The organism is Aeromonas sp. DNP9 (genome assembly GCF_001728955.1).
Classification (GTDB): domain Bacteria; phylum Pseudomonadota; class Gammaproteobacteria; order Enterobacterales; family Aeromonadaceae; genus Aeromonas; species Aeromonas veronii.
Genome location: NZ_LYSQ01000006.1, coordinates 159,247 through 180,713, shown reverse-complemented (window position 1 = coordinate 180,713; position 21,467 = coordinate 159,247). Strand labels below are relative to the sequence as shown.

Below are 21,467 nucleotides of genomic sequence, written 5' to 3'. Positions count from 1 at the left end.
TTGATAACCATATCCAGCTGACCCGACATGAACATGGCTGCCTGCAGTTCGAGGTGACGCAAAGCAGACTCAACCCCTCCCGCTTCGAGGTCTGCGAGACCTTTCGCGATCCCACCGCCTTTGCCGCCCATCAGGCCCGGGTCAAAGCCTCCCGCTGGGGGGAGATCACGGTCAATGTCGAGAGACACTATACCGTGACGGGACTTGGCCAATAGCCGTGGCACCGCGCTCGCCCCTTTTCCACCGTCAATGATTGAGAGACTTATGATCCGCCCATTATCCAAATCCGATCTCGATGCCGCAGTCGAGCTCTGGTATCAGGCATCGGTACAAGCCCACGACTTTATTCCAGCAGCCTTCTGGCATGCGCAACGCACGGCGATGCGGGATATCTATCTGCCCGCCAGCCAGAGCTGGGGTTATGAGGAGGATGGACAGCTACTGGGCTTTATCTCCTGGTATCAGGGATCTGTTGCCGCACTGTTTATCTCCCCAGATCACCAAGCACACGGGTTGGGTCGCCAACTGCTCGAACACCTCAAAGCCCAATATGATCGACTCGAGTTGACGGTCTACGCCGAAAATGAGCAGGCGCGGCGCTTCTATTCCCGCAACGGTTTCAAAGAGGGTGAGCAGCAGTTGTGCGAGCATAGCGGCCACCCCGAGTTGGTGATGCATTGGCAACGAGGATAAGCGGGTCGCCCATAGCGATGGCGAGCACACTTTGCCTGTTTTGTGGTCGCCTTGAATGCCATGACGGCATTCTCTACAATGACCCACTTTTTATTCATTTCGGGTTATATCGATGAGCGATACCAGCACCAAACCGGCTCTGCCGGATCACCTCTCCTGCAATCCCCGCAGCCCTCACTATGTGGCCGCCTGCTTCGAGCACCCGATCGGTATTCGCCTGAACGGCAAAGAGCGCACCGATGTCGAGGAGTACTGCATCAGCGAAGGTTGGGTAAAGATCCCCTCCCCCAAAGCGCTGGATCGCCGTGGTCAGCCCATCCTGATCAAGCTCAAGGGCACCGTTGAAGCCTTCTACAGCTAATCAGCGCGCTGCAGTTTAATAAACAACAAGGCCACCCTCGCGGTGGCCTTGTTGTTTCCGGTATTGATGCTGGCGTCAGCGTTATCTAAGCGGCAGCCACCAGCCCACATTTCTCGCAGAGCGGCTCTTATACCCCCAGCCGATCGCGCAGGGTGTACCAGGCGGCGCCCGCGGCGGTGAAGGGGATACGGAACAGCCGACCACCCGGGAAGGGGTAGTGCGGCAGTTTGGCAAAGGCATCGAAACGCTCCGCCTGACCGCTCAGCACCTCGGAGAGCAGCTTGCCCGCCAGATGGGTACAGGTAACGCCGTGGCCGCTGTAACCCTGCATGTAGTAGATGTTGGGGCCGATGCGACCAAACTGCGGCAGGCGCGACAGGGTGAGCAAGAAGTTACCAGTCCAGGTGTACTCCACTTTGACGTCGGCCAGCTGCGGGAAGGTCTTGAGCATCTTGGGGATGATCAGCCGCTCGATATCCGCCGGATCCCGCGCGCCATAGACAACGCCGCCGCCATAGAGCAGCCGGTGATCGCCGGAGGTACGGTAGTAGTCGAGCAGATAGTTGCAATCCTCCAGACAGTAGTTCTGCGGCAGCAGTGAACGGGCCCGCTCCTCTCCCAGCACTTCGGTGGCGATCACCTGGGTGCCACAGGGCATGCTCTTGCTGGCCAGTTCCGGCACCAGATTACCGAGGTAGGCATTGCCCGCCACCACCACAAAGCGCGCCTTCACCGCCCCCTTGGCGGTCTTGACCAGTGCGGGCTGCCCCGGAGTGATGCTGGTGACGGCGGATTGTTCGAAGATCTGCCCGCCCTGGATGCGGATGGCTTCAGCCTCCCCCAACGCCAGGTTGAGGGGGTGGATATGACCGCCGCTCTTGTCGAGCAGGGCGCCGACATAGCGATCACTCGCGACCACCTCGCGCACGCCTTTGGCATCGAGCAGCTCCAGCTGGTCGTTGCCCCACTTCTCCCAGCGCGCCTTCTGCGCCTTGAGCTCGTGCAGCTGCTTCTCGGTCTCGGCGGCAAAGACCCCCCCCTCCTGCAGATCGCACTGGATGTTGTAGCGCTTGATCCGCTCGCGGATGATCTGGCCCCCCTCAAACAACATGGAACCGAGCAGCCTGGCCTGATCCGGCGGGCAGTTCGCTTCTATGGTGTCGATGTCGCGGCTGTAGGAGTTGACGATCTGGCCGCCATTGCGGCCGCTGGCGCCAAAGCCGACTCGTGCGGCCTCCAGCACCACCACCTTGTAGCCCTTTTCTACCAGATGCAGGGCGCTGGAGAGGCCGGTATAGCCCGCCCCGATGACGCAGACATCGCACTCCAGCTGCTCGTTCAATGTCGGATAGGGCGCGTGTTTATTGGCGCTGGCTGCGTAGTAACTGTTTACATGTTCGGTCATGATCCCTGTTTCCTTACCGGTTCGGTTGCCAAACTACTGTCAGGATTAAAAGCTCGCCGGGGTGTGGGCGCTGACGATGCGACAGGTCTCCCCCGACGGATTGCTGAAGCTGTGGGGCTCGCCGGTGTCGATCACATAGCTGTCGCCCGCCTCCAGCGGATAACTCTGGCCCGCCACCGTCAGGATCACCGACCCCTCCAGCACAGTGCCGACCTCTTCCCCCTGATGGGTCACCTGACCTCCGGTGTCGGTGCCGGGGGGATAGGTTTCCAGCATAAAGCCGAGCTGGCGGCGGTTGTTGCCGTTGTGCACCAGCTTGAGGGAGACCCCCTGACTGCCCAGCTCGATCAGCTGATCAGCCTTGATCACCACCTCCGGAGTGCGGCTCTCCTCCTCGGCGAAAAAGCGCGACAGCGGCAGGCCATAGATGGTGAGCAGCTTTTGCAGGGAGGCGACCGAGGGGCTCACCTTGTCCTGCTCGATCATGCAGATGGCGCCATGAGTCAGGCCGCTCAACTCGGCCGCCCGCCGCTGGGATAGCCCCAGCTGATGGCGTACCGCCGCCAGCCGTTCCCCCATGGTGCAAGCCCCGGCATCAGCCCCACTCAGCGGTCGAGCCACGCCCTCCCGGCTCTGTGGCCCGCTCATGAAAGACCCCCTGCTGCGCTATCTCTGCATCCTTGCATCATCAGCCTCTCCTGCTTGCGCGTGATCGCATCGGATCAGGCGCTGCCTGTTTACCCTGCTGGTTAAAATAGCCAACCAGCTTTCCCTTGCCGTTCACTATGTTACACAGCACTGCCGTTCATTATTTTGCACACCTGATTTACCATCTCCCGGTCGTCTGCCCACTTGCAGCCTGCAAGCGAACCGGAGAAAGCGCGCTACACAGCCCATTTTCTAGCATGGCGCCCCCCAGCAATTCAAATATATTTAACACTTGAAAAACATTTCAGCTCAAATTATGGTCTTCCTGTGCTTATTATTTTATACGGCAGCGGCGCAGGAAGGGTCGGCTCACTCCGGCAACCAGCTGCTCTGACCCACACTCGAGGCTTCTCATGTCAGGAACAACATCCCACTCCAGCTTGATCACATCCCGCGCCTATATAGATGGACAGTGGTGCGAGGCCGCCAGCGGCCGCACCTTCGAGGTCACCAACCCCGCCAGCGGTGCCGTCATTACCCAGGTGCCCGACATGGATGCCGAGGATACCCGCCGCGCCATCGCGGCCGCCCACGCGGCGCAACCCGCCTGGGCTGCGCTGACGGCCAAGGAGCGCAGCAACAAGCTCTACGCCTGGTTTGCCGCCATCACCGCCCACAGCGACGAGCTGGCCCGCATCATGACCTGCGAGCAGGGCAAGCCGCTGGCGGAAGCAAAGGGCGAGGTGGCTTACGGCGCCAGCTTTATCCAGTGGTTCGCCGAGGAGGGCAAGCGCGCCTATGGCCGCACCATCCCGGGCTTTAGCGGTGATCGCCGGTTGGCCACCATCAAGCAGCCGGTGGGCGTGGTCGCCGCCATCACTCCGTGGAACTTCCCCATTGCCATGATCACCCGCAAGGCGGGCCCTGCGCTGGCCGCCGGTTGCACTATCGTCATCAAACCTGCCGCCGAGACGCCGCTCTGCGCGCTGGCGCTGGCGCTGCTTGCCGAGCAGGCGGGCATCCCCGCCGGAGTCATCAATATCGTCACCAGCCATCAGGCGAGCGCAGTAGGCAACGAGCTGTGCAGCAATCCGGTGGTGCGCAAGCTCTCCTTCACCGGCTCCACCCGCATCGGCAAACTGCTGATGCGCCAGTGCGCCGACACCATGAAGAAGCTGTCGCTGGAGCTGGGTGGCAACGCCCCCTTTATCGTCTTTGACGACGCCGACCTCGATGCCGCGGTGGCCGGGGCGCTCGCCTCCAAATACCGCAACGCCGGGCAGACCTGTGTCTGCGCCAACCGCATTCTGGTACAGGCCAGCGTCTATGACGCCTTCGCCGAGAAGCTGACTGCCGCCGTCAAGGCCTTCAAGGTGGGGGATGGCATGGCGGAGGGCTCCCAGATCGGCCCGCTCATCAACCCCGCCGCCGCCAGCAAGGTGGCCGAGCTGGTGCAGCAATCGGTCGCCGCCGGTGCCGAAGTGCTGCTGGGGGGCGAAGCTCACCCCGCCGGTCTCCTCTTCTACCAACCCACCATTTTGGGCAAGGTGGATAAAACCAACCCCATCCTGCAGGAGGAGATCTTCGGCCCGGTCGCCCCGCTGGTGCGCTTCGAGACAGAAGCCGAGGCCATCGCCATTGCCAACGACACCCCTTATGGCCTGGCCGCCTACTTCTATGGCCGCGATATCGCCCGGGTATGGCGCGTCGCCGAGCAGCTGGAATACGGCATGGTCGGCATCAACGAGGGGATCATCTCAACCGAATTGGCTCCTTTTGGCGGGATCAAGGAGTCGGGGCTGGGCCGGGAAGGGGCAGCCGAGGGACTGGAGGAGTATCTCGAGACCAAATACCTCTGCTTTGGCGCCATTCGCTAGGGCAGCAACAGAGAGACAAGGCGCCGCCGATCTGGCCGATGGGCTGATCGGCGGTGATGGGCGCCACAACGCCTGCCACATTTTCAGGGAATATCGGGGGCTGCGGCCCCTCAGGGAGGAAAGATGAGTCAGTCAGAATCAAACAAGGCGTGGCAAGCGCGCCGCGAAGCAGCCGTGGTCAACGGCGTAGGCACCCTGCTGCCGGTCTTTATCGACCGGGCGCAAAACGCCGAGCTGTGGGATGTGGAGGGCAACCGCTACATCGACTTTGCCTCCGGCATCGCCGTGCTCAACACCGGCCACAACCATCCGAAAGTGGTGGCGGCGGTGCGTGAACAGCTGGAAAAGTTCAGCCACACCTGCTTTCAGGTCACCCCCTACCCCGGCTATATCGAGCTTGCCGAGAAGCTCAATGCCCTGGTGCCCGGCCCGACGCCGAAGCGCACCCTGTTTCTCTCTACCGGCGCCGAGGCGGTCGAGAACGCCATCAAGATTGCCCGCGCCCACACCGGTCGCAGCGGCACCATCGCCTTCAAGGGGGGCTTTCACGGCCGCACCATGATGGGGATGGCGCTCACCGGCAAGGTGGTGCCCTACAAGACCGGCTTTGGCCCCTTCCCGGGGGAGGTCTACCACATCCCCTTCCCCGCCGATTATCTCGGAGTGAGTGAAGAGGATGCCCTGCACGCCCTCGAGCTCTGCTTCAGCGCCGACATCGAGCCCTCCCGCGTTGCCGCCATCATTATCGAGCCGGTACAGGGCGAAGGGGGCTTCTACCCTGCCTCCCCGAGCTTTATGCAGAAGCTGCGCAGCGTCTGCGACCAGCACGGCATTCTGCTGCTCTGCGACGAGATCCAGAGTGGTTTTTGCCGCACCGGCAAGACCTTCGCCACCGAGTATGCCGGCATCGAGCCGGACATCATGACGTTGGCCAAGAGTCTGGCGGGGGGCTTCCCTCTCTCGGCGGTGGTGGGCAAGGCGGAGATCATGAACTCGGCCAAGCCGGGGGGCCTGGGTGGCACCTATGCCGGTTCCCCCATCGCCTGCGCCGCCGCGCTGGCGGTATTGCAGGTGATCGACGAGGAGAAACTCAACCAGAAAGCGCTGGATCAGGGGGAGCAGATCAAGGCGGGGCTGGAACGCATAGCCGAGCGTTTTGACTGCATAGGTCAAATTCGCGGCCCCGGTGCCATGGTGGCCATGGAGCTGGTGAAACGCCGTGATGCCAGCCAGCCCGATCCCGACCTTACCAAACGACTGGTGGCCGAGGCGGGCAAGCGCGGTCTGGTCCTGCTCTCATGCGGGGTGCGCGCAAATGTCATCCGTTTTCTCGCCCCCCTGACAGCCCCTGCGGCAGTGATTGACGAGGGGCTACAACTCCTTGAAAAATCACTGGAGGCCGTGCTGGCCTGACCAGCAGGAAAGTGACCACTCACCTGTGCAAATAAATGCAATTTTACCCCCTTTTTTTCTTGTCAAGGGGGCCCTGCAAATGCACAATGCGCCGCCACTGAAAGAACCGATGCAAAACAATGGCATCGGTTCTTTTTTAGACAGTGAACAAACCCATAAACGAGGCCGGATCACCCCCGGAAAAGATAGCGAGATTGGCAGCAGTCTCCCGACACCAAGTCTAGTGAGGAACAACATGGGGCATCTCAATGCTTTCCAACCGGCCATGGCCGGTGTGCGCCGCCCTGGCGCCCTTGATTCCCGGGCCTCTCTCCCGGTTTCGTTGATGGACCGTGCCACTCTGGCACTGCATGAGGAACATGCATAATGGCGGCCCAGCAGGTTGGTCTGAAAAAGACCCTCAAGCTGTGGCAGGTCGTGGTTATGGGACTGGCGTACCTCACCCCCATGGCTGTGTTCGACACCTTCGGCATCGTCACCGAGATCACCGAAGGCCATGTGCCGACCGCCTACCTGTTTGCCCTCATCGGCATGCTGTTCACTGCCCTGAGCTACGGCCATCTGGTGCGCAAGTTCCCGTCAGCCGGCTCCGCCTATACCTATGCCCAGAAGGTGTTTCACCCCTATGTCGGCTTTATGGTGGGCTGGACCTCCCTGCTCGACTACATGTTCATGCCGATGATCAACATGCTGCTGGCCAAGATCTATCTGGAAGCCCTCTTCCCGAACGTAGAGCCCTGGACCTATATCTTCGGTCTGGCGGCGGTGATGACAGCCCTCAACCTGCGCGGCATCAAGCTGGTGGCCAACTTCAACAGCCTGATCGTGGTGATGCAGTTCAGCATCATCGCCGTCTTTATCGGCCTGATCGCCTGGGGCGTTCACAATGGTGAAGGGTTGGGGACCGTGGCCAGCAGCCGTCCCTTCTTCTCCGAGCAGATCCAGGTGTCACCGCTGCTGATGGGGGCCTCCATCCTCTGTCTGTCGTTCCTCGGTTTTGACGCCATCAGTACCCTGTCGGAAGAGACCCCGGACGCGGATCGGGTGATCCCCCGCGCCATCGTGCTGACGGCGCTGATCGGCGGTGTGCTGTTCGTCACCACCTCCTACTTCCTGCAGCTCTACTTCCCGGACATCTCCCGCTTCCAGCATCCGGATGCGGTATTGCCGGAGATCGCCCTCTATGTCGGCGGCAAGCTGTTCCAGGCGGTGGTGCTGGTCTGCACCACAGTAGCGGTGCTGGCCTCGGGGCTCGCCTCCCACGCCGGTGTATCGCGCCTGCTCTACGTGATGGGTCGTGATCGCGCCCTGCCCGCCCGCTTCTTCGGTTACATCCATCCGAAGTGGCAGACGCCGGCGTTCAACGTACTGCTGGTCGGCCTGCTGGCCCTCTCTGCGGTGTCGCTGGATCTGGAGATGGCGCTGGCGCTGATCAACTTTGGCGCCCTGGTGGCCTTCACCTTCGTCAATCTGGCGGTGATTGCCCACTTCTATGTGAAGCTGGGCCGCAACAAGTGTCTCAAGGACCACCTGATGTATCTGCTGCTGCCGCTCTGTGGCGCCGCCTGCATCGGGGTACTGTGGCTCAACCTCGAGCCCTCCTCCTTCGAGCTGGGGCTGATCTGGGCGGCGCTGGGGGCCATCTACCTGTTCCTGCGCCTGACTGTGTTCCGCATCCCGCTGCATACCGCCGACAAGGTGGAGATCGCCCAGTAACCGCTGGCGCCCCTACCCCCGATAGCGAACAAGGAGCCTGCGGGCTCCTTGTTGTTTTTGCGGTGCTCTGGTGGCCAGCAGCACGGGTTGCCAGAAACGCGCTTTCTGCAGGAAGTGTGACTGATTTCAAATAACTACCCAGCCGGGCTGCTCGCCGTGCCATGGCTCGAGCCACCTTACCTCCTATTCATAGTCATTATAATGAATGGATATGCAAACCATCTTTTTCCATCTCTCCCCCTCTCATCCTCTGCCAGCCGATAAAATAGTAGGACTCGTGCCTGGGGAAGCTCCGGCAAATATGATCAGGATCAATGTTGAGGCGCTATGCACCCTGCAGCCCCGATTTGCCGATTTTTCATACGCCATGACAGGGTTCTCTTCCCCCCCGAAAAAGGGGGAGCGGCTCGGGGACGGCTGCAGGGGGCGAGTGACCACTTACCTGCTCCGTGCGTATGCAAAAAAATGCGTTAATCCGCCCTTTTTTGCTTGTCAAGGGGGCTGACCGAATGCACAATACGCCGCCAATAAAGGACCGATGTTCACTGCGACATCGGTTTTTGTATTTTTGAAGTGCAGTACAAACCCACCACAAGAGGCCGGAACGTTTCCGGAAGTGATATTCGAGATTGCCAAACAATCTCCCGACGTTGAGAGGATAACAATGGGGCGTTTTAATGCTTTCCTGCCGGTACAGCCCGGTATGCGCCTCCCCGGCGCCCTTGATGTACAGGCTTGCGAATCCATCGTATCCCTGCGCTCGTTGCAAGCACGTGCTGCGGCACTGATTGAGGAGAAAGCGTAATGGCATCGCAAAACGCCAAGCTGCTCAAGACCCTTACCCTGACACAAGTGATTGTGATGGGTCTGGCCTATCTGACCCCCATGGCTGTCTTCGACACCTTCGCCATCGTCGGTGACATCACCGATGGCCGGGTCGCCACCGCCTATCTGCTGGCTCTGGGTGGCATCCTGCTCACCGCTCTCAGCTACGGACATCTGGTACGCAAGTTCCCCTCTGCGGGCTCTGCCTATACCTATGCCCAGAAGGTGTTCAACCCCTACGTCGGTTTCATGGTCGGCTGGTCCTCCCTGCTCGACTACATGTTCATGCCGATGATCAACATTCTGCTGGCCAAGATCTACCTGACCGCCATGTTCCCGGGCGTCGAGCCCTGGGTGTTCATCTTCGGTCTGGTGACCGTAATGACCTTCCTCAACCTGCGCGGCATCAATCTGGTGGCCAACTTCAACGGTCTGATCGTGGTGATCCAGCTGGCCATCATCACCCTCTTTATCGGCCTGATGGCGTGGGGCATCTACCACGGTGAAGGGGCTGGCACCCTGATGAGCAGCCGTCCGTTCCACTTCGAGTCAGCACAGCTGGTACCGCTCTTTACCGGTGCGACCATCCTCTGCTTCTCGTTCCTGGGCTTTGACGGTCTGAGCTCTCTCTCCGAAGAGACTCCGAATGCCGGCAAGGTGATCCCCAAGGCGATCGTGCTGACTGCCCTGATCGGCGGCATCATCTTCGTGGTGGTCTCCTACTGCCTGCAGCTCTACTTCCCGAGCCTCGCCCGCTTCCAGCATCCGGACGCGGTACTGCCGGAGATCGCCCTCTACGTTGGCGGCACCTTCTTCCAGTCCGTGGTGCTGGTCTGCACCACGGTCGCGGTACTGGCCTCCGGCATGGCGGCTCACGCCGGTGTGTCGCGCATCCTCTACGTGATGGGGCGTGACCGCATGATCCCGGAGCGGGTGTTTGGCTACATCCACCCGAAATACCGTACTCCGGCCATCAACGTGCTGATGGTGGGCGGTCTGGCCCTCTCCGCCGTGTCGTTTGATCTGGATACCGCGCTGGCGCTGGTCAACTTCGGCGCACTGGTGGCCTTCAGCTTCGTCAACCTGTCGGTGATCGGTCAGTTCTGGGTGCGCGAGAAGCGCAACAAGACCCTCAAGGATCACGTCATCTACCTGTTGATGCCGCTGCTCGGTGCCGCCACCATCGGTGCCCTCTGGATCAACCTGGAGCAGAGCTCGCTGGAGCTGGGCCTGATCTGGGCTGGCCTCGGCGCAACCTATCTGTTCCTGCGTCTGGCGGTGTTCCGCATCCCGTTCCGTCAGTACGAGGAAGCGGCTGACGCCTGATCCTTTGCGGATAACGGATAGACAGAAGGGGAGCCATGGCTCCCCTTTTTGCTGCCGGTCTGTTGCCGGCCACACGGGCTTGGGCCCGGTCTGCTTACTGCTTATCCAGCACCGCGGTCGCCGCAGCCTTGAGCGGATCGCGAGCGATGGTTTTGGCATCCTGCTCTGCCTTGTGCAACTGCTGGTTTGCCTTGTCCATCTTCTGCTGCATACCGTTACTGCTCTCCTTGAGGTTGGCGCGCTTCTCGCCCAGCAGGTCGGTGCGGCTTTTTTGCACCTCGGCTTTCACCTTCTCTTTCTCCTGCTTCACCAGCTTGCTGGTATCACAGTTGCCCTTGACCCCCAGAGTGGCATTCACCGCTTCGTTTTTGAGGGCCTTGTCGAGGTTGCAATCTGTTTTCAACAGGCTGGCCTGTGCCCCCGCCGAGAGCAGCCCCAGCGACAGAGAGAGGATCCATGCACGCATCATCTTGTTTACTCCTGCTTGCCAATAAAGGGGCGCAGTGTAGCGATCACGTCCCGGCTGGCAAGGCGGCAGTGCCTTCGTTCCCCCTTTTGCCTCCCAGAGCCAACCGGCTCGGTCAGCGCTTGTCGCCGCAGTTCGTCGTCATAAAAACATCATCGAAATGTCACGTTGTCATATTTCTGTCATTAACCACTGATTAAATGCGCGGGTCATCAACAACCCAAGACGGAACGACCGTCTCAAGAGGCTTTATGCAACACCATCACTCCTTGTCACAGCCGCCCGCGACCCGCGCCCTGTTCAACTGGATGAGTGTCATCGTACTGGTCTACCTGATCCTGGTCGCCGTGGGCGCCATCTCCCACGGCTTCAAAGATTTCTCCGGCGGCGCCGAGGGCGCAGCCCAGATCTTCGCCTTTGCCAACAACCCCTTTGTCGCCCTGCTGCTGGGTATTCTCGCTACCGCGCTGGTGCAATCCTCCAGCACCGTCACCTCGGTGATCGTCGGTCTGGTGGCTGGCGGCCTGCCCATCAGCATGGCCATCCCCATGGTGATGGGTGCCAACCTCGGCACCACCATCACCAACACCATCGTCTCCATGGGCCATGTGCGGGATCGCGCCGAGTTCCGCCGCGCCTTCGCCGCCGCCACCGTGCACGACTTTTTCAACCTGCTGGCGGTGTTCATCTTCCTGCCGCTGGAACTGATGTTCGGCCTGCTGCAACACAGCGCCGAGTGGCTGGCCAACCTGCTGGTAGGCTCCGCCAACATGTCGATGAAGGGCATGGATTTCATGAAGCCGCTGACCGCACCGGCCCAGCAGCTGATTGACAGCGCCGTGGCCTTCCTGCCGGGCAAGGGAGCCGCCATCGCCACCATCATCATCGGTATCCTGCTGATCCTCGCCTGCGTCACTTATCTGGGCAAAGTGCTGCAACAGGTACTGGTTGGCCGTGCCAAAGAGGTACTGCACAAGGCGCTGGGCCGTGGCCCGCTGACCGGCATCACCTCCGGTGCGCTGGTGACCATCATGGTGCAGTCCTCCTCCACCACCACCAGCCTGATGATCCCGCTGGCTGGCGGCGGCGTGTTCAGCACCCGTCAGCTCTACCCCTTCACCCTGGGGGCCAATATCGGCACCACCATCACCGCCCTGCTGGCTGCCACCGCCATCAGCGGAGCCGGTGCCCAGCTGGCCATGACCATCGCGCTGGTCCACGTGCTGTTCAATCTCTTTGCCGTGGTGCTCATCTATGGCATCCCCTTCCTGCGTGACCTGCCGGTTCGCGCCGCCGAGGGGCTTGCCCGGGTAGGCAGCGAGAACAAGCTGTTGGCACTGGGTTATGTGGCGGGTCTCTTCTTCGCCCTGCCCGCCCTGATGATGGTGGCTGCCAAGTAAGCGTCACAACCATGACAAGGGGCGAGTCAGCGACTCGCCCCTTTTTGCGTCCAGCTCGCCGGGCTTTGCCTGCCTGCTCACATCCTCCCGCCCTGTGGCTCGCCATCAGGAGCGGTGCGCGATAAGATGGCGTCCTCATTGCACTTTTTACATTTCATGGAACAGGAAAAACCGATGAAATTCATACTGATCGCACTGCTCATCGCCGGTGTGGCCTACTACTTCTACTCCAGCAGCAACAACAAGAAGCTGGCGGCCGACAACGTGCGGATTGGCGCCGAGTTCCTCGCCAGCAACAAGGAGAAGCCGCTGGTGACCACCACCGCCTCCGGCCTGCAGTACGAAGTGCTGACCCCGGGCACCGGCACCGTTCACCCCACCGCCACTAGCAAGGTGAAGGTGCACTACGAGGGCAAGCTGCTGGACGGCACCGTCTTTGACAGCTCGGTCGCCCGTGGCGAGCCCATCGAGTTTGGCCTCAATCAGGTGATCGCTGGCTGGACCGAAGGGGTGCAGCTGATGGTGGAAGGTGAGAAGACCCGTTTCTACATCCCCGCCAACCTCGCCTACGGCGACCGTGCAGCAGGCAAAATCCCGCCGGGATCAGTCCTGATCTTCGACGTGGAGCTGTTGGGTATCCAGTAACTCGCTCTGCCATGCACTATCAGCAACAAGGCCAGCATCATGCTGGCCTTGTTGCTATGGGAGCGTCACTCCCCCTTGGCGATCCCTTCCCGGCGCGGATCCGCTGCGCCAAACCAGCCGCCAGCGTTGCGCTCAACCCCCTGCAGGCCGGAAGTTTGTTCATTGAGCACCACTTCGTGTCCCCTCGCCTTCAATCCCTCGACCACCGACATGGGGGTGCGTCCCGCTTCCAGCTCGGTGGGGCCGTTGCGGCTGCCAAAGTTGGGCAGGTTGATGGCCTGTTGCAGGTTCAGGCCCCAATCCTGGGTGCCGAGCAGGGTCTTGCCCACGTAGTTGATGATGGCGGAGCCCCCCGGCGAGCCCAGCGTCATGGTCAGCTCGCCGCTTGGCTTGTCAAACACCAGCAGGGGTGACATGGAGGAGCGGGGCCGCTTGCCCGGCTCCACCCGGTTTGCCACCGGCAGACCGGCGGCATCCACCGAGGTGAAGGAGAAATCGGTGAGCTGGTTGTTGAGCAGGTAGCCGTTGACCATCTGACGCGCTCCAAAACCATCCTCGATGGAGCTGGTCATGGAGATAGCCATCCCCGCCTTGTCGACGATCGAGACATGGCTGGTAGAGGGGAGTTCCGGAGTCGCATCCTTGCCGCGCACCAGCGCCAGTGGCGGCGTACCGGGCTTGGCAATCCCCATGGAGTGCTGACCGACAAGCTTGCCGCGCTCGGCCAGATAGCCCTTGTCCAGCAACCCCTTCACCGGCACCCTGACAAAATCGCTGTCGGCGACGTACTGGTTGCGATCGGCGAAGGCCAGGCGCGCCGCTTCACTGTAGAGGTGGATGGCCTCGCTGGAGGCAGCCAGCCCCCCCTCCTTCGTGGTGATCGGCTTGAGGGCCGCCATATCGCGGCTCTCCAGCATGCCGAAGATCTGGCCGAGTGCCAGAGTGCCGGACGAGGGAGTGGGAAAGCCGCAGATCTTGCTCTGGCGATAGTCAAAGCAGAGGCCATCCCGCACTTTGGCCTGATAGCTGGCCAGATCGGTGGCCGCCAGTACCCCGGGGTTGGTGGGATGTTGGCGTACCTTGGCCACCATGGCATCCGCCAGCGGCCCCCGATAAAAGGCATCTGCCCCCTCTGTGGCCAGAGTGCGCAACACCTTGGCCAGCGCCGGGTTGGTCAGCCGGGTGCCCGCCGTTTTGGGGCTGCCATCAACCTGATAGAAGTAGGCTCGCGCCTGCGGATCCCGTGCCAGATAGGGATCCTTGGCCAGCAATGTGGCCAGTCGTGGACTTATCACAAATCCTTGCTCTGCCAGCGTGATGGCAGGCTCGAACAGCGCAGCCCAGGGCAGCTTGCCATAACGCTGATGGGCCAGTGCCAGAGCGCGCAGGGTACCGGGAACGCCGACCGAGCGGCCCCCGACCACCCCGTCATAAAACGCCAGCGGCTTGCCATCTTGCATAAACAGCTGGTCGGTGGCGGCAGCCGGCGCCGTCTCGCGGCCATCCACCGCACTCACCTTGCGCCCATCCCACACCAGCAGCAGCGTCCCGCCACCGATCCCGGAGGATTGCGGCTCCACCAGCGTCAGCACCAGCTGCACCGCAATGGCGGCATCGACGGCACTGCCACCGGCCTTGATGATCTGGTAGCCCGCATCCACCGCCAGCGGGTTGGCGGCCGCCACCATGAAGTCATGGCCCTGCCAACCCTGTTTGTCGGTCCAGCCACTGGCCGCCTCCGGCGCGATCAGGGTCTGGGCTGGCGGGGTGTAGTGAAAGCCGTTGTCACTGGCACAACCGGCCAGCAGGGCAAGGGCGATAGCGAGCCCCAGAGGTTTGCGCAACATGACACTCTCCTTGTCTGTTTTATGACCATGAAGAGGGACTATGTCACGATTGGCGCTGGTAGCTCAAGTTATTGAACAAGATCAATATCTTACTCATCTATCAATAATGGCTATCCGTAACAGATATAAAAAAACCGCCCGAAGGCGGCTTTTACGATGGGATGGCAGAGGCCAAACAGGCGCAAGTCCGCTTAGATGGACTGCTCTTCGCCACCCAAGGCGGCAAACAGCGCCGGGATAAACTGGGACAGCTCGGCGGTGACCAGCGCGAAGTCGGCATCCAGACGGGCGGCCGGATCTTCGCTGGTGACGTCGTCGTTCTGCTCGCGCAGCTCTTCGCTGAATTTCAGGCGCTTGATGGAGAGATCATCCCCCAGCACGAAGCTGACGGTCTCGCCCCAGTTGAGGGCCAGCTTGGTCACCAGCTTGTCGTTGGCCAGGTGGTTCTTGATTTCATCCGTCATCAGATCCTGCTGCTTGCAGCGGATGATGCCACCGTGCTCCATGGCACTGCGCAGCTCGGCTTCATCTTCCAGGGTGAACGAAGCAGGCAGGTTGCCCTCGTTCAGCCACTCGGTCATGGTGATTTCGGGCGGGTTCTTGAGGGCCACCGGCACCACCGGCAGGGAGCCGATGGATTTGCGCAACAGTGCCAGCAGATCGTCCGCCTTCTTGGCAGAACCTGCGTCCACCACCATCAAATTGTCGGCCGGATTGATCCAGGCGAAAGTCTGGCTGGTACGACTGAAGGCACGGGGCAGCAGGGTGTGGAGGATCTCCTCTTTCAGCGCTTCCTTCTCTTTCTTTTTGAGGGCGCGTCCCTGTTCGAACTCGATCGCCTCTACCTTCTCGGCCAGCATCTCCTTGACTACGGTACCGGGCAGCATCTTCTCCTCTTTGCGGGCGCAGATGAGGATGTGACCGGAGGCAGAGTGGGTCAGGGTTGAGCCGAATTTGCCAAGGGGCTTGACCCACCCGAAACGGGAGATGTCCTGACTGCCGCAAGGGGTGAAGGCACAGGCTTCCAGCTGGGTTTCCAGCTGATCAACGGTCAGGTCAAAGGGGCGGGTAAAGCGATAAATCTGCAGGTTTTTAAACCACATGGCGTCCTCGGTCTCTAGATTGTCCGGCGGGCATTGTACTAGAGAGGCGCTTTGTGATCAGCCAATCATTCTCGCTAAATAAAGGGCGATCGACCTCACAGGGTCTCATTTATGTCACCAGTTTGTTCATCAAGTTCTCCTAGACTGCGAAAGTAAATTGTTAATAAGGATGAAGGTATGTTGCGGCCCAGTCGCCCGGAAGACATGGAAGAGATCGTCGAAATCTGGTTGCTGGCCTCCCTGCAGGCCCACGATTTCGTCGATGCCTCCTGCTGGTGGCAGGCCCAGGAGGATCTGCGTACCCGCTATCTCGATCGCGCCGCCATCTGGGTGTTCGAGGAGCGCGGCGATCTGCTCGGTTTCATGGCACTGGTGGACAACTATCTCGCCGCCCTGTTCGTGCGCCCCGACCGTCAGGGTCGCGGCGTCGGCCACGCCCTGCTGCAGGAGGCAAAGCGTCAGGGGGCGTCGCTCCACGCCCGGGTCTTTGTCGAGAATGATCAGGCGGTGCGTTTCTATCGCCGCCACGGCTTCGTCATCGAGGCCGAGGAGTCCGATCCCCTTACCGGCCACCCCCAATACCGGATGTGCTGCGAACCTGCCTGAATCGATGCCAGCCCCCTGTTTTACTTGAAAAAAGCACGGGGCATCCTCATCTTGTCACCATCGGGTGCCACCGGCACCGTCCCTGCAACCGGGCTGCTTTCCAATGAAAATCCTCCATACCGCCGACTGGCACCTTGGCCATCAACTCCATGGTCATGACCGCCGTTTTGAACACGATGCCTTTCTCGACTGGCTGAGCGACACCCTCAAGGCACGCGAGATCGACGCCCTGCTGGTGGCGGGTGATCTGTTTGATACCGCCAATCCGCCCGCCAGCGCCTGGCAGCAACTCTACCGCTTTCTGGCCAGACTGCGCGCCGAAATGCCCCGCCTCAACATGGTGCTGATCGGCGGCAACCACGACTCCCCCTCCAAGCTCGATGCCCCCCACGAGCTGCTGCGCGCCTTTGATCTGCATCTGGTGGGCAGCATCAGCCGCGACAGTGAGGGCAAGCTCGAGACCGACCGTCTGCTGGTACCGCTGCAAGACAAGGAGGGCAAGATCGCCGCCTGGTGCGCCGCCGTGCCGTTCCTGCGCAGCAGCGATCTGCGGGTGGAACAGCTGGCTGAGGGGCAGGACAGGCTGATCGAAGGGGTACGGCAGGTCTATGCCGAGGTGCTGGCCGAAGGGCGTGCTCGCTGCGGGGAGGCGCTGCCGCTCATCGCCATGGGCCACGCCTATCTGGCGGCGGGCCAGCTCTCGGAGCTGTCGGAGCGGCGGGTGCTTGGCGGCAACCAGCACGCCCTGCCTGCCGATCTCTTTGCCGCAGCCAACTACACGGCGCTCGGTCACCTCCATCTGGCCCAAAGCCCGGCCGAGGGGGTGCACTACAGCGGCTCGCCACTACCGCTCTCGCTTGCCGAAGCCAACTACAACCATCAGGTGCTGGAAGTGACCTTTGCAGAAGGCAAACTGACCGGATTGGAGCGGATCCCGGTGCCCCGCGCGGTGGAGATGATCCGCCTGCCCCAGAGCACCCTCGACGACGCACTCAAAGCCATCGCTTCGCTCGAGCTGCCTGCCTGTCCACAAGAGGCACAACCCTTCCTCGAAGTGCGGCTGCTGCTACCCAAGCCCGAGGCCCGCATCCGCGAGCGGATTCTCGCCGCCATCGCAGACAAACCGGTGCGTCTGGCCCGCATCAGCACCCAGTATCAGGGCTCGGGCGAAGGGCTGGCCGATGGTTGCGAGCGGCGCAGGCTCGATGAGCTCTCCCCCACCGAGGTGTTTCGCCTCTGCTATCAGCGCCAGTTTGAAGGGGAGCCCGAGGCTGGGTTAGTTGCCTCGTTTGAAGAGATCCTGGAGCAGGTGAAGGAGTCAAACCAATGAAAATCTTGTCTCTGTCAGGTGAGAATCTGGCCAGTCTGACCGGCCCCTTCACCATCGACTTTACCAAGGGGGCGCTCGGCGCCGCCGGTCTGTTTGCCATCACCGGCAATACCGGCGCGGGCAAGAGCACATTGCTCGACGCCATTTGTCTGGCCCTCTACGACGAGATGCCGCGCTTTATCGCCAATCGCAAGAACGTGGCCGAAGTGGGCCGCATGGATGATGAGGAGAAACTCAAGGCCAACGACGTGCGCGGCATCCTCAGTCGCGGCCACGCCAGCGGCTTTGCCGAGGTGCAGTTTCGTGACTGCGATGGTCGCATCTGGCTGGCCCGCTGGGCGGTGCGCCGGGCGCGCAACCGCTCGGAGGGGCGTTTTCAGGCGCAGGAGCGCACCCTGACCGATGTGGAGTCCGGGCAAGTTTTCTCCGGCAGCAAGCGGGAGCTGCAGGATCGCATCGATGAGCTGGTGGGTCTCTCCTGGGAGCAGTTCCGCCGCGCGGTGATCCTGCCGCAGGGGGAATTTGCCGCCTTCCTCAAATCGGATGCCAACGAGCGCTCCGCCCTGCTCGAACGGATGACCGGCACCGAGCTCTACTCCGCCATCTCCATCCAGACCTATGAACGGGCGCGGGAAGAGCAGCAGAAGCTGGCCACCATCGCCCAGCGCCTCGGTGACGTGGCGCTGATGGACGAAGCGACCCGCGAACAGTGGGTAAGCCAGCAGATAAGCCTCTCCACCACCCTCAAACATGAACAGCAACAGCAGCAGCTGATGCAGGACTTGCGCGACCTCAACAGCCGCATTGCTGCCCAGTTGCAGGGCTGCGCCGAGGGACAGGCGGCACTCGATGCCGCCCTGCAGGCCCACGGCGCCGCCGCCCCCGAGCGCGAGGAGTTTGCCCGTGCCGAACAGGCCCAGGTGGCCCGAGCCGATCACGACGAGCTGGCCCGCCTCACCCTTGAGGTACAGCAGCAGGAGAAGCTGATCGCCGAGCTGGGGCCTGAGCTGGCCAAGCTCGAGGAGCAGACCCAGCAGAGCGCGCTGACCGAGCAGCAGCTGCTGGCGGAGAAGATCGCCGCCGAGCGCGAATGGGGCGCCCTGCAACCCGAACTCAAGCGGGCGCAGGAGCTCGATACCCGCATCCGGGAAAAAGTGCAGCAGTTGCAGAAGATCCAGCAGGAGGGGGCGCAGGAGCGAGAAGTGCAGCTCACCCTCGAGAAGGGCTGGCGCGAGCAGAGCCGACAGGTGGAACTGCTCAAGCAGCAGCACCAGCAGTGGGGGCTCTGGCTCGAAGAGCACAAGGAGCTGGCACCGGTTGCCCGCCAGTGGCAGCCCCTGCTCAGCGCCATGCAGGATTGGGCCGAGGATGCCGACAAGCTGCAACAGCTGCTCACCCTGCGCGATCACAAGCTGCGCGCCCTGCAACAGTTGCAGCGCCAGCTGGAGCAAGGTCAGCAGGAGCGCGACTACTGGCAACATGAACAAGCTCGGCTGCAACAGCAACAGAACGAGCTGCAGGAGCAGCAGTGGGAGAGCCGCCTCGCCAAGGCGCAGGAGCAGTGGCAGCAGCAGACCGAACAACTGGGTCAGCTGCGCCAGTTGCTGGAGCTGGCCGATTATGGCCGCAACCACGGCGAACAGCATGACCGCTTGCAGCAGGAGATTGCCCAGCTGGAGCAGGCGCTCGGCAAACTCGCCACCCTTGGCGAAGAGCTGGCCCCCGCCCGCGAGCGGCTCGCCCTGCAGCGGGATGAGGCGCGCCATGCGCTGGAGCAGTCCCGCGCCATCGCCAGCTTCGAGCAGTATCGCCATATCCTGAGCGATGGCGAACCTTGCCCGCTGTGCGGTTCCGGGGAGCACCCCTACAGCCAGAGCCAGCCACAGGTGGCCGGCATTCTTGGTCAACTGGCGGAACGGGCCCGCAGTCTGGAGCTGGAGTGGGAGCGGCTCAATCATCAATACATTCAGTGCGAGAGCGAGCGTCAGGAGCTGGCCCGCCAGCTGGCGGTACGCCAGCAGCACCTGCCAGAGCTGGAAAACCGCGCCGAGCAGCTGACCCAGCGCTGGCAACAGCTGGGGGGAGATACCCTGCTCGGCCATCCGCTGCCGCTGCGCCAAAGCCCCATTGAGTGGAACGAGCTGATGAGCACCTTGCTTGGCCGTGGCCAGGCACTGGAGCAGGGGTTGGCCCAGAGCCAGCAGCAGCTGCGTCAGGCCCAGCTCGGTCAGCAACAGCTGCAAGGGGTACGTCAGCAACTGAGCCAATTGGCAGCCCAGCACCAGCAGTTTGACCAGCAGTGGCAGGAGGCCGACCGCCAGCGCATCGCGCTGGAAGGGGAAGTGAAGGGGATGGGTGAGCAGGAGGCGACCCTGCGCCAGCGCCTCGAACAGGGGGCCCACCGCCTCGATGAGCAGATGGGTGGCCAACCTTGGCGCCAATGGCTCGGCAGCCAGCAGTGGCACGAGTGGCAGCGAGCCTGCGAAGCCTGGCTGCACGGCCAGAGCGAGTGGGAGCGGCTGGCCAGCGAGATCGCCAGCCTCACCCCGGCCCTGAGCGCACAGGAGGCGCGCCTGCAGACCCAGCGCGAGCTGCTGCACAAGCTGGAGCGGGACTACAAGGAGCACGAGCAGCAGCGTCAGGGGCTGCTCACCAGCCGCGCCGCCTGTCTGGGTGGCGAGGAGATCCCGCTGGTCGAGAGCCGCTGGCAACAGCAGCTGCAACAGCTCGCCAGCGAACTGGAGCTGATGCAAAGCAGTGCCCGCGCTCTGCGGGAGCGGCAGACCGAACTCAAGACCCGCCTCACTCATGTGGAGCAGGAAAAGCAGACCAGCAGCCGCCGCAAGCGGGAGGTGCTGGGGCGCTGGGCTGCCCATGCCAGCACCCTCGGCATTGCCGAGTATGACCTTCGCCGCCTGCTCGCCATCACTCCCGATGAGCTCAAGGCGCGCCGCACTGCCCTGCAAGGGCTGGAAGATGCCCTTGGCGAGGCGCGTACCCGTCTTGCCGAGCGGCAACGGGCGCTGGCACTGGAGGAGAGTAAGCGGGATCGCTATCGCGAGCACCACCCCGAGCTGGCCGCCCTGCCGGATGCTGAGCTGAGCGAGCAGTTGGTGGCGCTCGATGCCCGCTGCCGCGCCCTTGAAGAGCAGCTGTTCGAGTGCAAGAGCAAGCTGGCACAGGCAGAAGCCGCCGCCCTCAAGGCGGGCAGCCTGCAACAGGAGCTGACCGCCCAGCAGGCGGTGGCCGACCACTGGCAGCAGCTGTGCGATCTGATCGGGCAGGCCAACGGCGCCAAGTTCCGCACCTTCGCCCAGAGCCTTACCCTCGAGCGTCTGCTGCTGGAGGCCAACGCCCAGCTCGCCGAACTATCACCGCGCTACCGGCTGGAGCGGGTACCCGGCACCGATCTGGCGCTGCAAGTGGTGGATCTCGACATGGGGGATGAGGTGCGCTCGGTGGACTCCCTCTCCGGTGGCGAGAGTTTTCTGGTGTCGCTGGCGCTGGCGCTGGCCCTCTCCAGCCTCTCGTCACGGCAGACCCAGGTCGAGTCGCTCTTTATCGACGAGGGGTTTGGCACCCTCGATCCGGACAGTCTGGATCTGGCGCTCGCCAGCCTCGACTCCCTCCAAGCCGCCGGTCGCCAGATCGGGGTCATCTCCCACGTCCAGACGCTGGTGGAGCGGATCGGCGTGCAGATCAGGGTCGAAGCCCTCGGCGGCGGCGAGAGCCGGGTGGTGGTCCCCTGAGTAGCATCAGTTCCATCACCAATACCATCGGCTCAACCCCCACGCCGTAAACAACAA

Annotated in this window: 19 protein-coding genes; 14 read left to right on the top strand and 5 right to left on the bottom strand. The window is 62.2% G+C overall.

Features of this window, described 5'->3' with window-relative positions; translation table 11 throughout:
• The 3 genes from A9G06_RS06155 to A9G06_RS06145 all read left to right on the top strand — a co-directional run.
• The coding region (locus A9G06_RS06155) for an antibiotic biosynthesis monooxygenase (protein ID WP_069554600.1) at window positions 1-215 on the top strand (215 nt) is incomplete at its 5' end.
• Window positions 216-264: 49 nt separating this feature from the next.
• Window positions 265-693: an N-acetyltransferase gene (locus tag A9G06_RS06150; protein WP_069554599.1), complete on the top strand. Its 429-nt coding sequence runs from the start codon at window positions 265-267 to the stop codon at window positions 691-693.
• 112 nt (window positions 694-805) lie between these two features.
• Window positions 806-1,054, top strand: coding sequence for a DUF3297 family protein (locus tag A9G06_RS06145; RefSeq protein ID WP_005338226.1), 249 nt, complete (start codon window positions 806-808; stop codon window positions 1,052-1,054).
• 127 nt (window positions 1,055-1,181) lie between these two features.
• Here A9G06_RS06145 and A9G06_RS06140 read toward each other — a convergent pair whose 3' ends face one another.
• Window positions 1,182-2,459, bottom strand: coding sequence for an FAD-binding oxidoreductase (locus A9G06_RS06140; RefSeq protein WP_069554598.1), 1,278 nt, complete (start codon window positions 2,457-2,459; stop codon window positions 1,182-1,184).
• A 45-nt stretch (window positions 2,460-2,504) separates the two neighbouring features.
• On the bottom strand, window positions 2,505-3,107 hold the full coding sequence (puuR, locus tag A9G06_RS06135) for an HTH-type transcriptional regulator PuuR (RefSeq protein WP_069554597.1): 603 nt from the start codon (window positions 3,105-3,107) through the stop codon (window positions 2,505-2,507).
• Window positions 3,108-3,520: 413 nt separating this feature from the next.
• Between puuR and A9G06_RS06130 the strand changes: the two genes are divergently transcribed.
• The 6 genes from A9G06_RS06130 (at window position 3,521) to A9G06_RS06100 (ending at window position 10,264) form a co-directional block, all read left to right on the top strand.
• Window positions 3,521-4,984 carry an NAD-dependent succinate-semialdehyde dehydrogenase gene (locus A9G06_RS06130; protein ID WP_069554596.1) on the top strand — a complete coding sequence of 488 codons (1,464 nt, stop codon included), beginning with the start codon at window positions 3,521-3,523 and terminating at the stop codon, window positions 4,982-4,984.
• A gap of 123 nt (window positions 4,985-5,107) precedes the next feature.
• On the top strand, window positions 5,108-6,397 hold the full coding sequence (gene gabT / locus A9G06_RS06125) for a 4-aminobutyrate--2-oxoglutarate transaminase (RefSeq protein ID WP_069554595.1): 1,290 nt from the start codon (window positions 5,108-5,110) through the stop codon (window positions 6,395-6,397).
• Window positions 6,398-6,476: 79 nt separating this feature from the next.
• Complete coding sequence (locus A9G06_RS06120) at window positions 6,477-6,764, top strand: hypothetical protein (RefSeq protein WP_139126166.1); 288 nt, start codon at window positions 6,477-6,479, stop codon at window positions 6,762-6,764.
• Entirely contained in the window at window positions 6,764-8,113 is a 1,350-nt protein-coding gene (locus tag A9G06_RS06115; protein ID WP_058057765.1) for an APC family permease, read from the top strand. The genes A9G06_RS06120 and A9G06_RS06115 overlap by 1 nt, the downstream gene beginning before the upstream one ends.
• Before the next feature lie 538 nt (window positions 8,114-8,651).
• Window positions 8,652-8,918, top strand: a complete 267-nt coding sequence (locus A9G06_RS06105; RefSeq protein WP_021230505.1) for a hypothetical protein — start codon at window positions 8,652-8,654, stop codon at window positions 8,916-8,918.
• Window positions 8,918-10,264, top strand: coding sequence for an APC family permease (locus tag A9G06_RS06100; protein WP_058057766.1), 1,347 nt, complete (start codon window positions 8,918-8,920; stop codon window positions 10,262-10,264). Before A9G06_RS06105 ends, A9G06_RS06100 begins: the two co-directional genes overlap by 1 nt.
• Window positions 10,265-10,358: 94 nt before the next feature.
• Here A9G06_RS06100 and A9G06_RS06095 read toward each other — a convergent pair whose 3' ends face one another.
• Window positions 10,359-10,733 (bottom strand): hypothetical protein, encoded by a 375-nt coding sequence (locus A9G06_RS06095; RefSeq protein WP_253182312.1) that lies wholly within the window; start codon window positions 10,731-10,733, stop codon window positions 10,359-10,361.
• 248 nt (window positions 10,734-10,981) lie between these two features.
• On the opposite strand from A9G06_RS06095, the gene A9G06_RS06090 reads away from it, so the two are divergent.
• On the top strand, window positions 10,982-12,130 hold the full coding sequence (locus tag A9G06_RS06090) for a sodium:phosphate symporter (protein WP_069554592.1): 1,149 nt from the start codon (window positions 10,982-10,984) through the stop codon (window positions 12,128-12,130).
• Between the two features lie 174 nt (window positions 12,131-12,304).
• The gene (locus A9G06_RS06085; RefSeq protein WP_005347462.1) at window positions 12,305-12,775 is read left to right on the top strand and encodes an FKBP-type peptidyl-prolyl cis-trans isomerase; all 471 of its coding nucleotides are present in this window, start codon (window positions 12,305-12,307) and stop codon (window positions 12,773-12,775) included.
• A gap of 65 nt (window positions 12,776-12,840) precedes the next feature.
• Here the strand turns inward: A9G06_RS06085 and ggt are convergent, their stop codons facing one another.
• Both ggt and rdgC read right to left on the bottom strand, forming a co-directional pair.
• On the bottom strand, window positions 12,841-14,622 hold the full coding sequence (gene ggt / locus A9G06_RS06080; protein WP_069554591.1) for a gamma-glutamyltransferase: 1,782 nt from the start codon (window positions 14,620-14,622) through the stop codon (window positions 12,841-12,843).
• A gap of 191 nt (window positions 14,623-14,813) precedes the next feature.
• The gene (rdgC, locus tag A9G06_RS06075; protein WP_005347467.1) at window positions 14,814-15,725 is read right to left on the bottom strand and encodes a recombination-associated protein RdgC; all 912 of its coding nucleotides are present in this window, start codon (window positions 15,723-15,725) and stop codon (window positions 14,814-14,816) included.
• Window positions 15,726-15,902: 177 nt separating this feature from the next.
• Between rdgC and A9G06_RS06070 the strand changes: the two genes are divergently transcribed.
• The 3 genes from A9G06_RS06070 to A9G06_RS06060 all read left to right on the top strand — a co-directional run bounded on the left by A9G06_RS06070 (window position 15,903) and on the right by A9G06_RS06060 (window position 21,410).
• Window positions 15,903-16,331: a GNAT family N-acetyltransferase gene (locus A9G06_RS06070; RefSeq protein WP_005338252.1), complete on the top strand. Its 429-nt coding sequence runs from the start codon at window positions 15,903-15,905 to the stop codon at window positions 16,329-16,331.
• A 103-nt stretch (window positions 16,332-16,434) separates the two neighbouring features.
• Window positions 16,435-17,661 carry an exonuclease SbcCD subunit D C-terminal domain-containing protein gene (locus tag A9G06_RS06065; protein ID WP_069554590.1) on the top strand — a complete coding sequence of 409 codons (1,227 nt, stop codon included), beginning with the start codon at window positions 16,435-16,437 and terminating at the stop codon, window positions 17,659-17,661.
• A complete protein-coding gene (locus A9G06_RS06060) occupies window positions 17,658-21,410 on the top strand; it encodes an AAA family ATPase (RefSeq protein ID WP_069554589.1) in 3,753 nt (1,250 codons plus the stop codon). The genes A9G06_RS06065 and A9G06_RS06060 overlap by 4 nt, the downstream gene beginning before the upstream one ends.
• Window positions 21,411-21,467 lie beyond the last annotated feature (57 nt).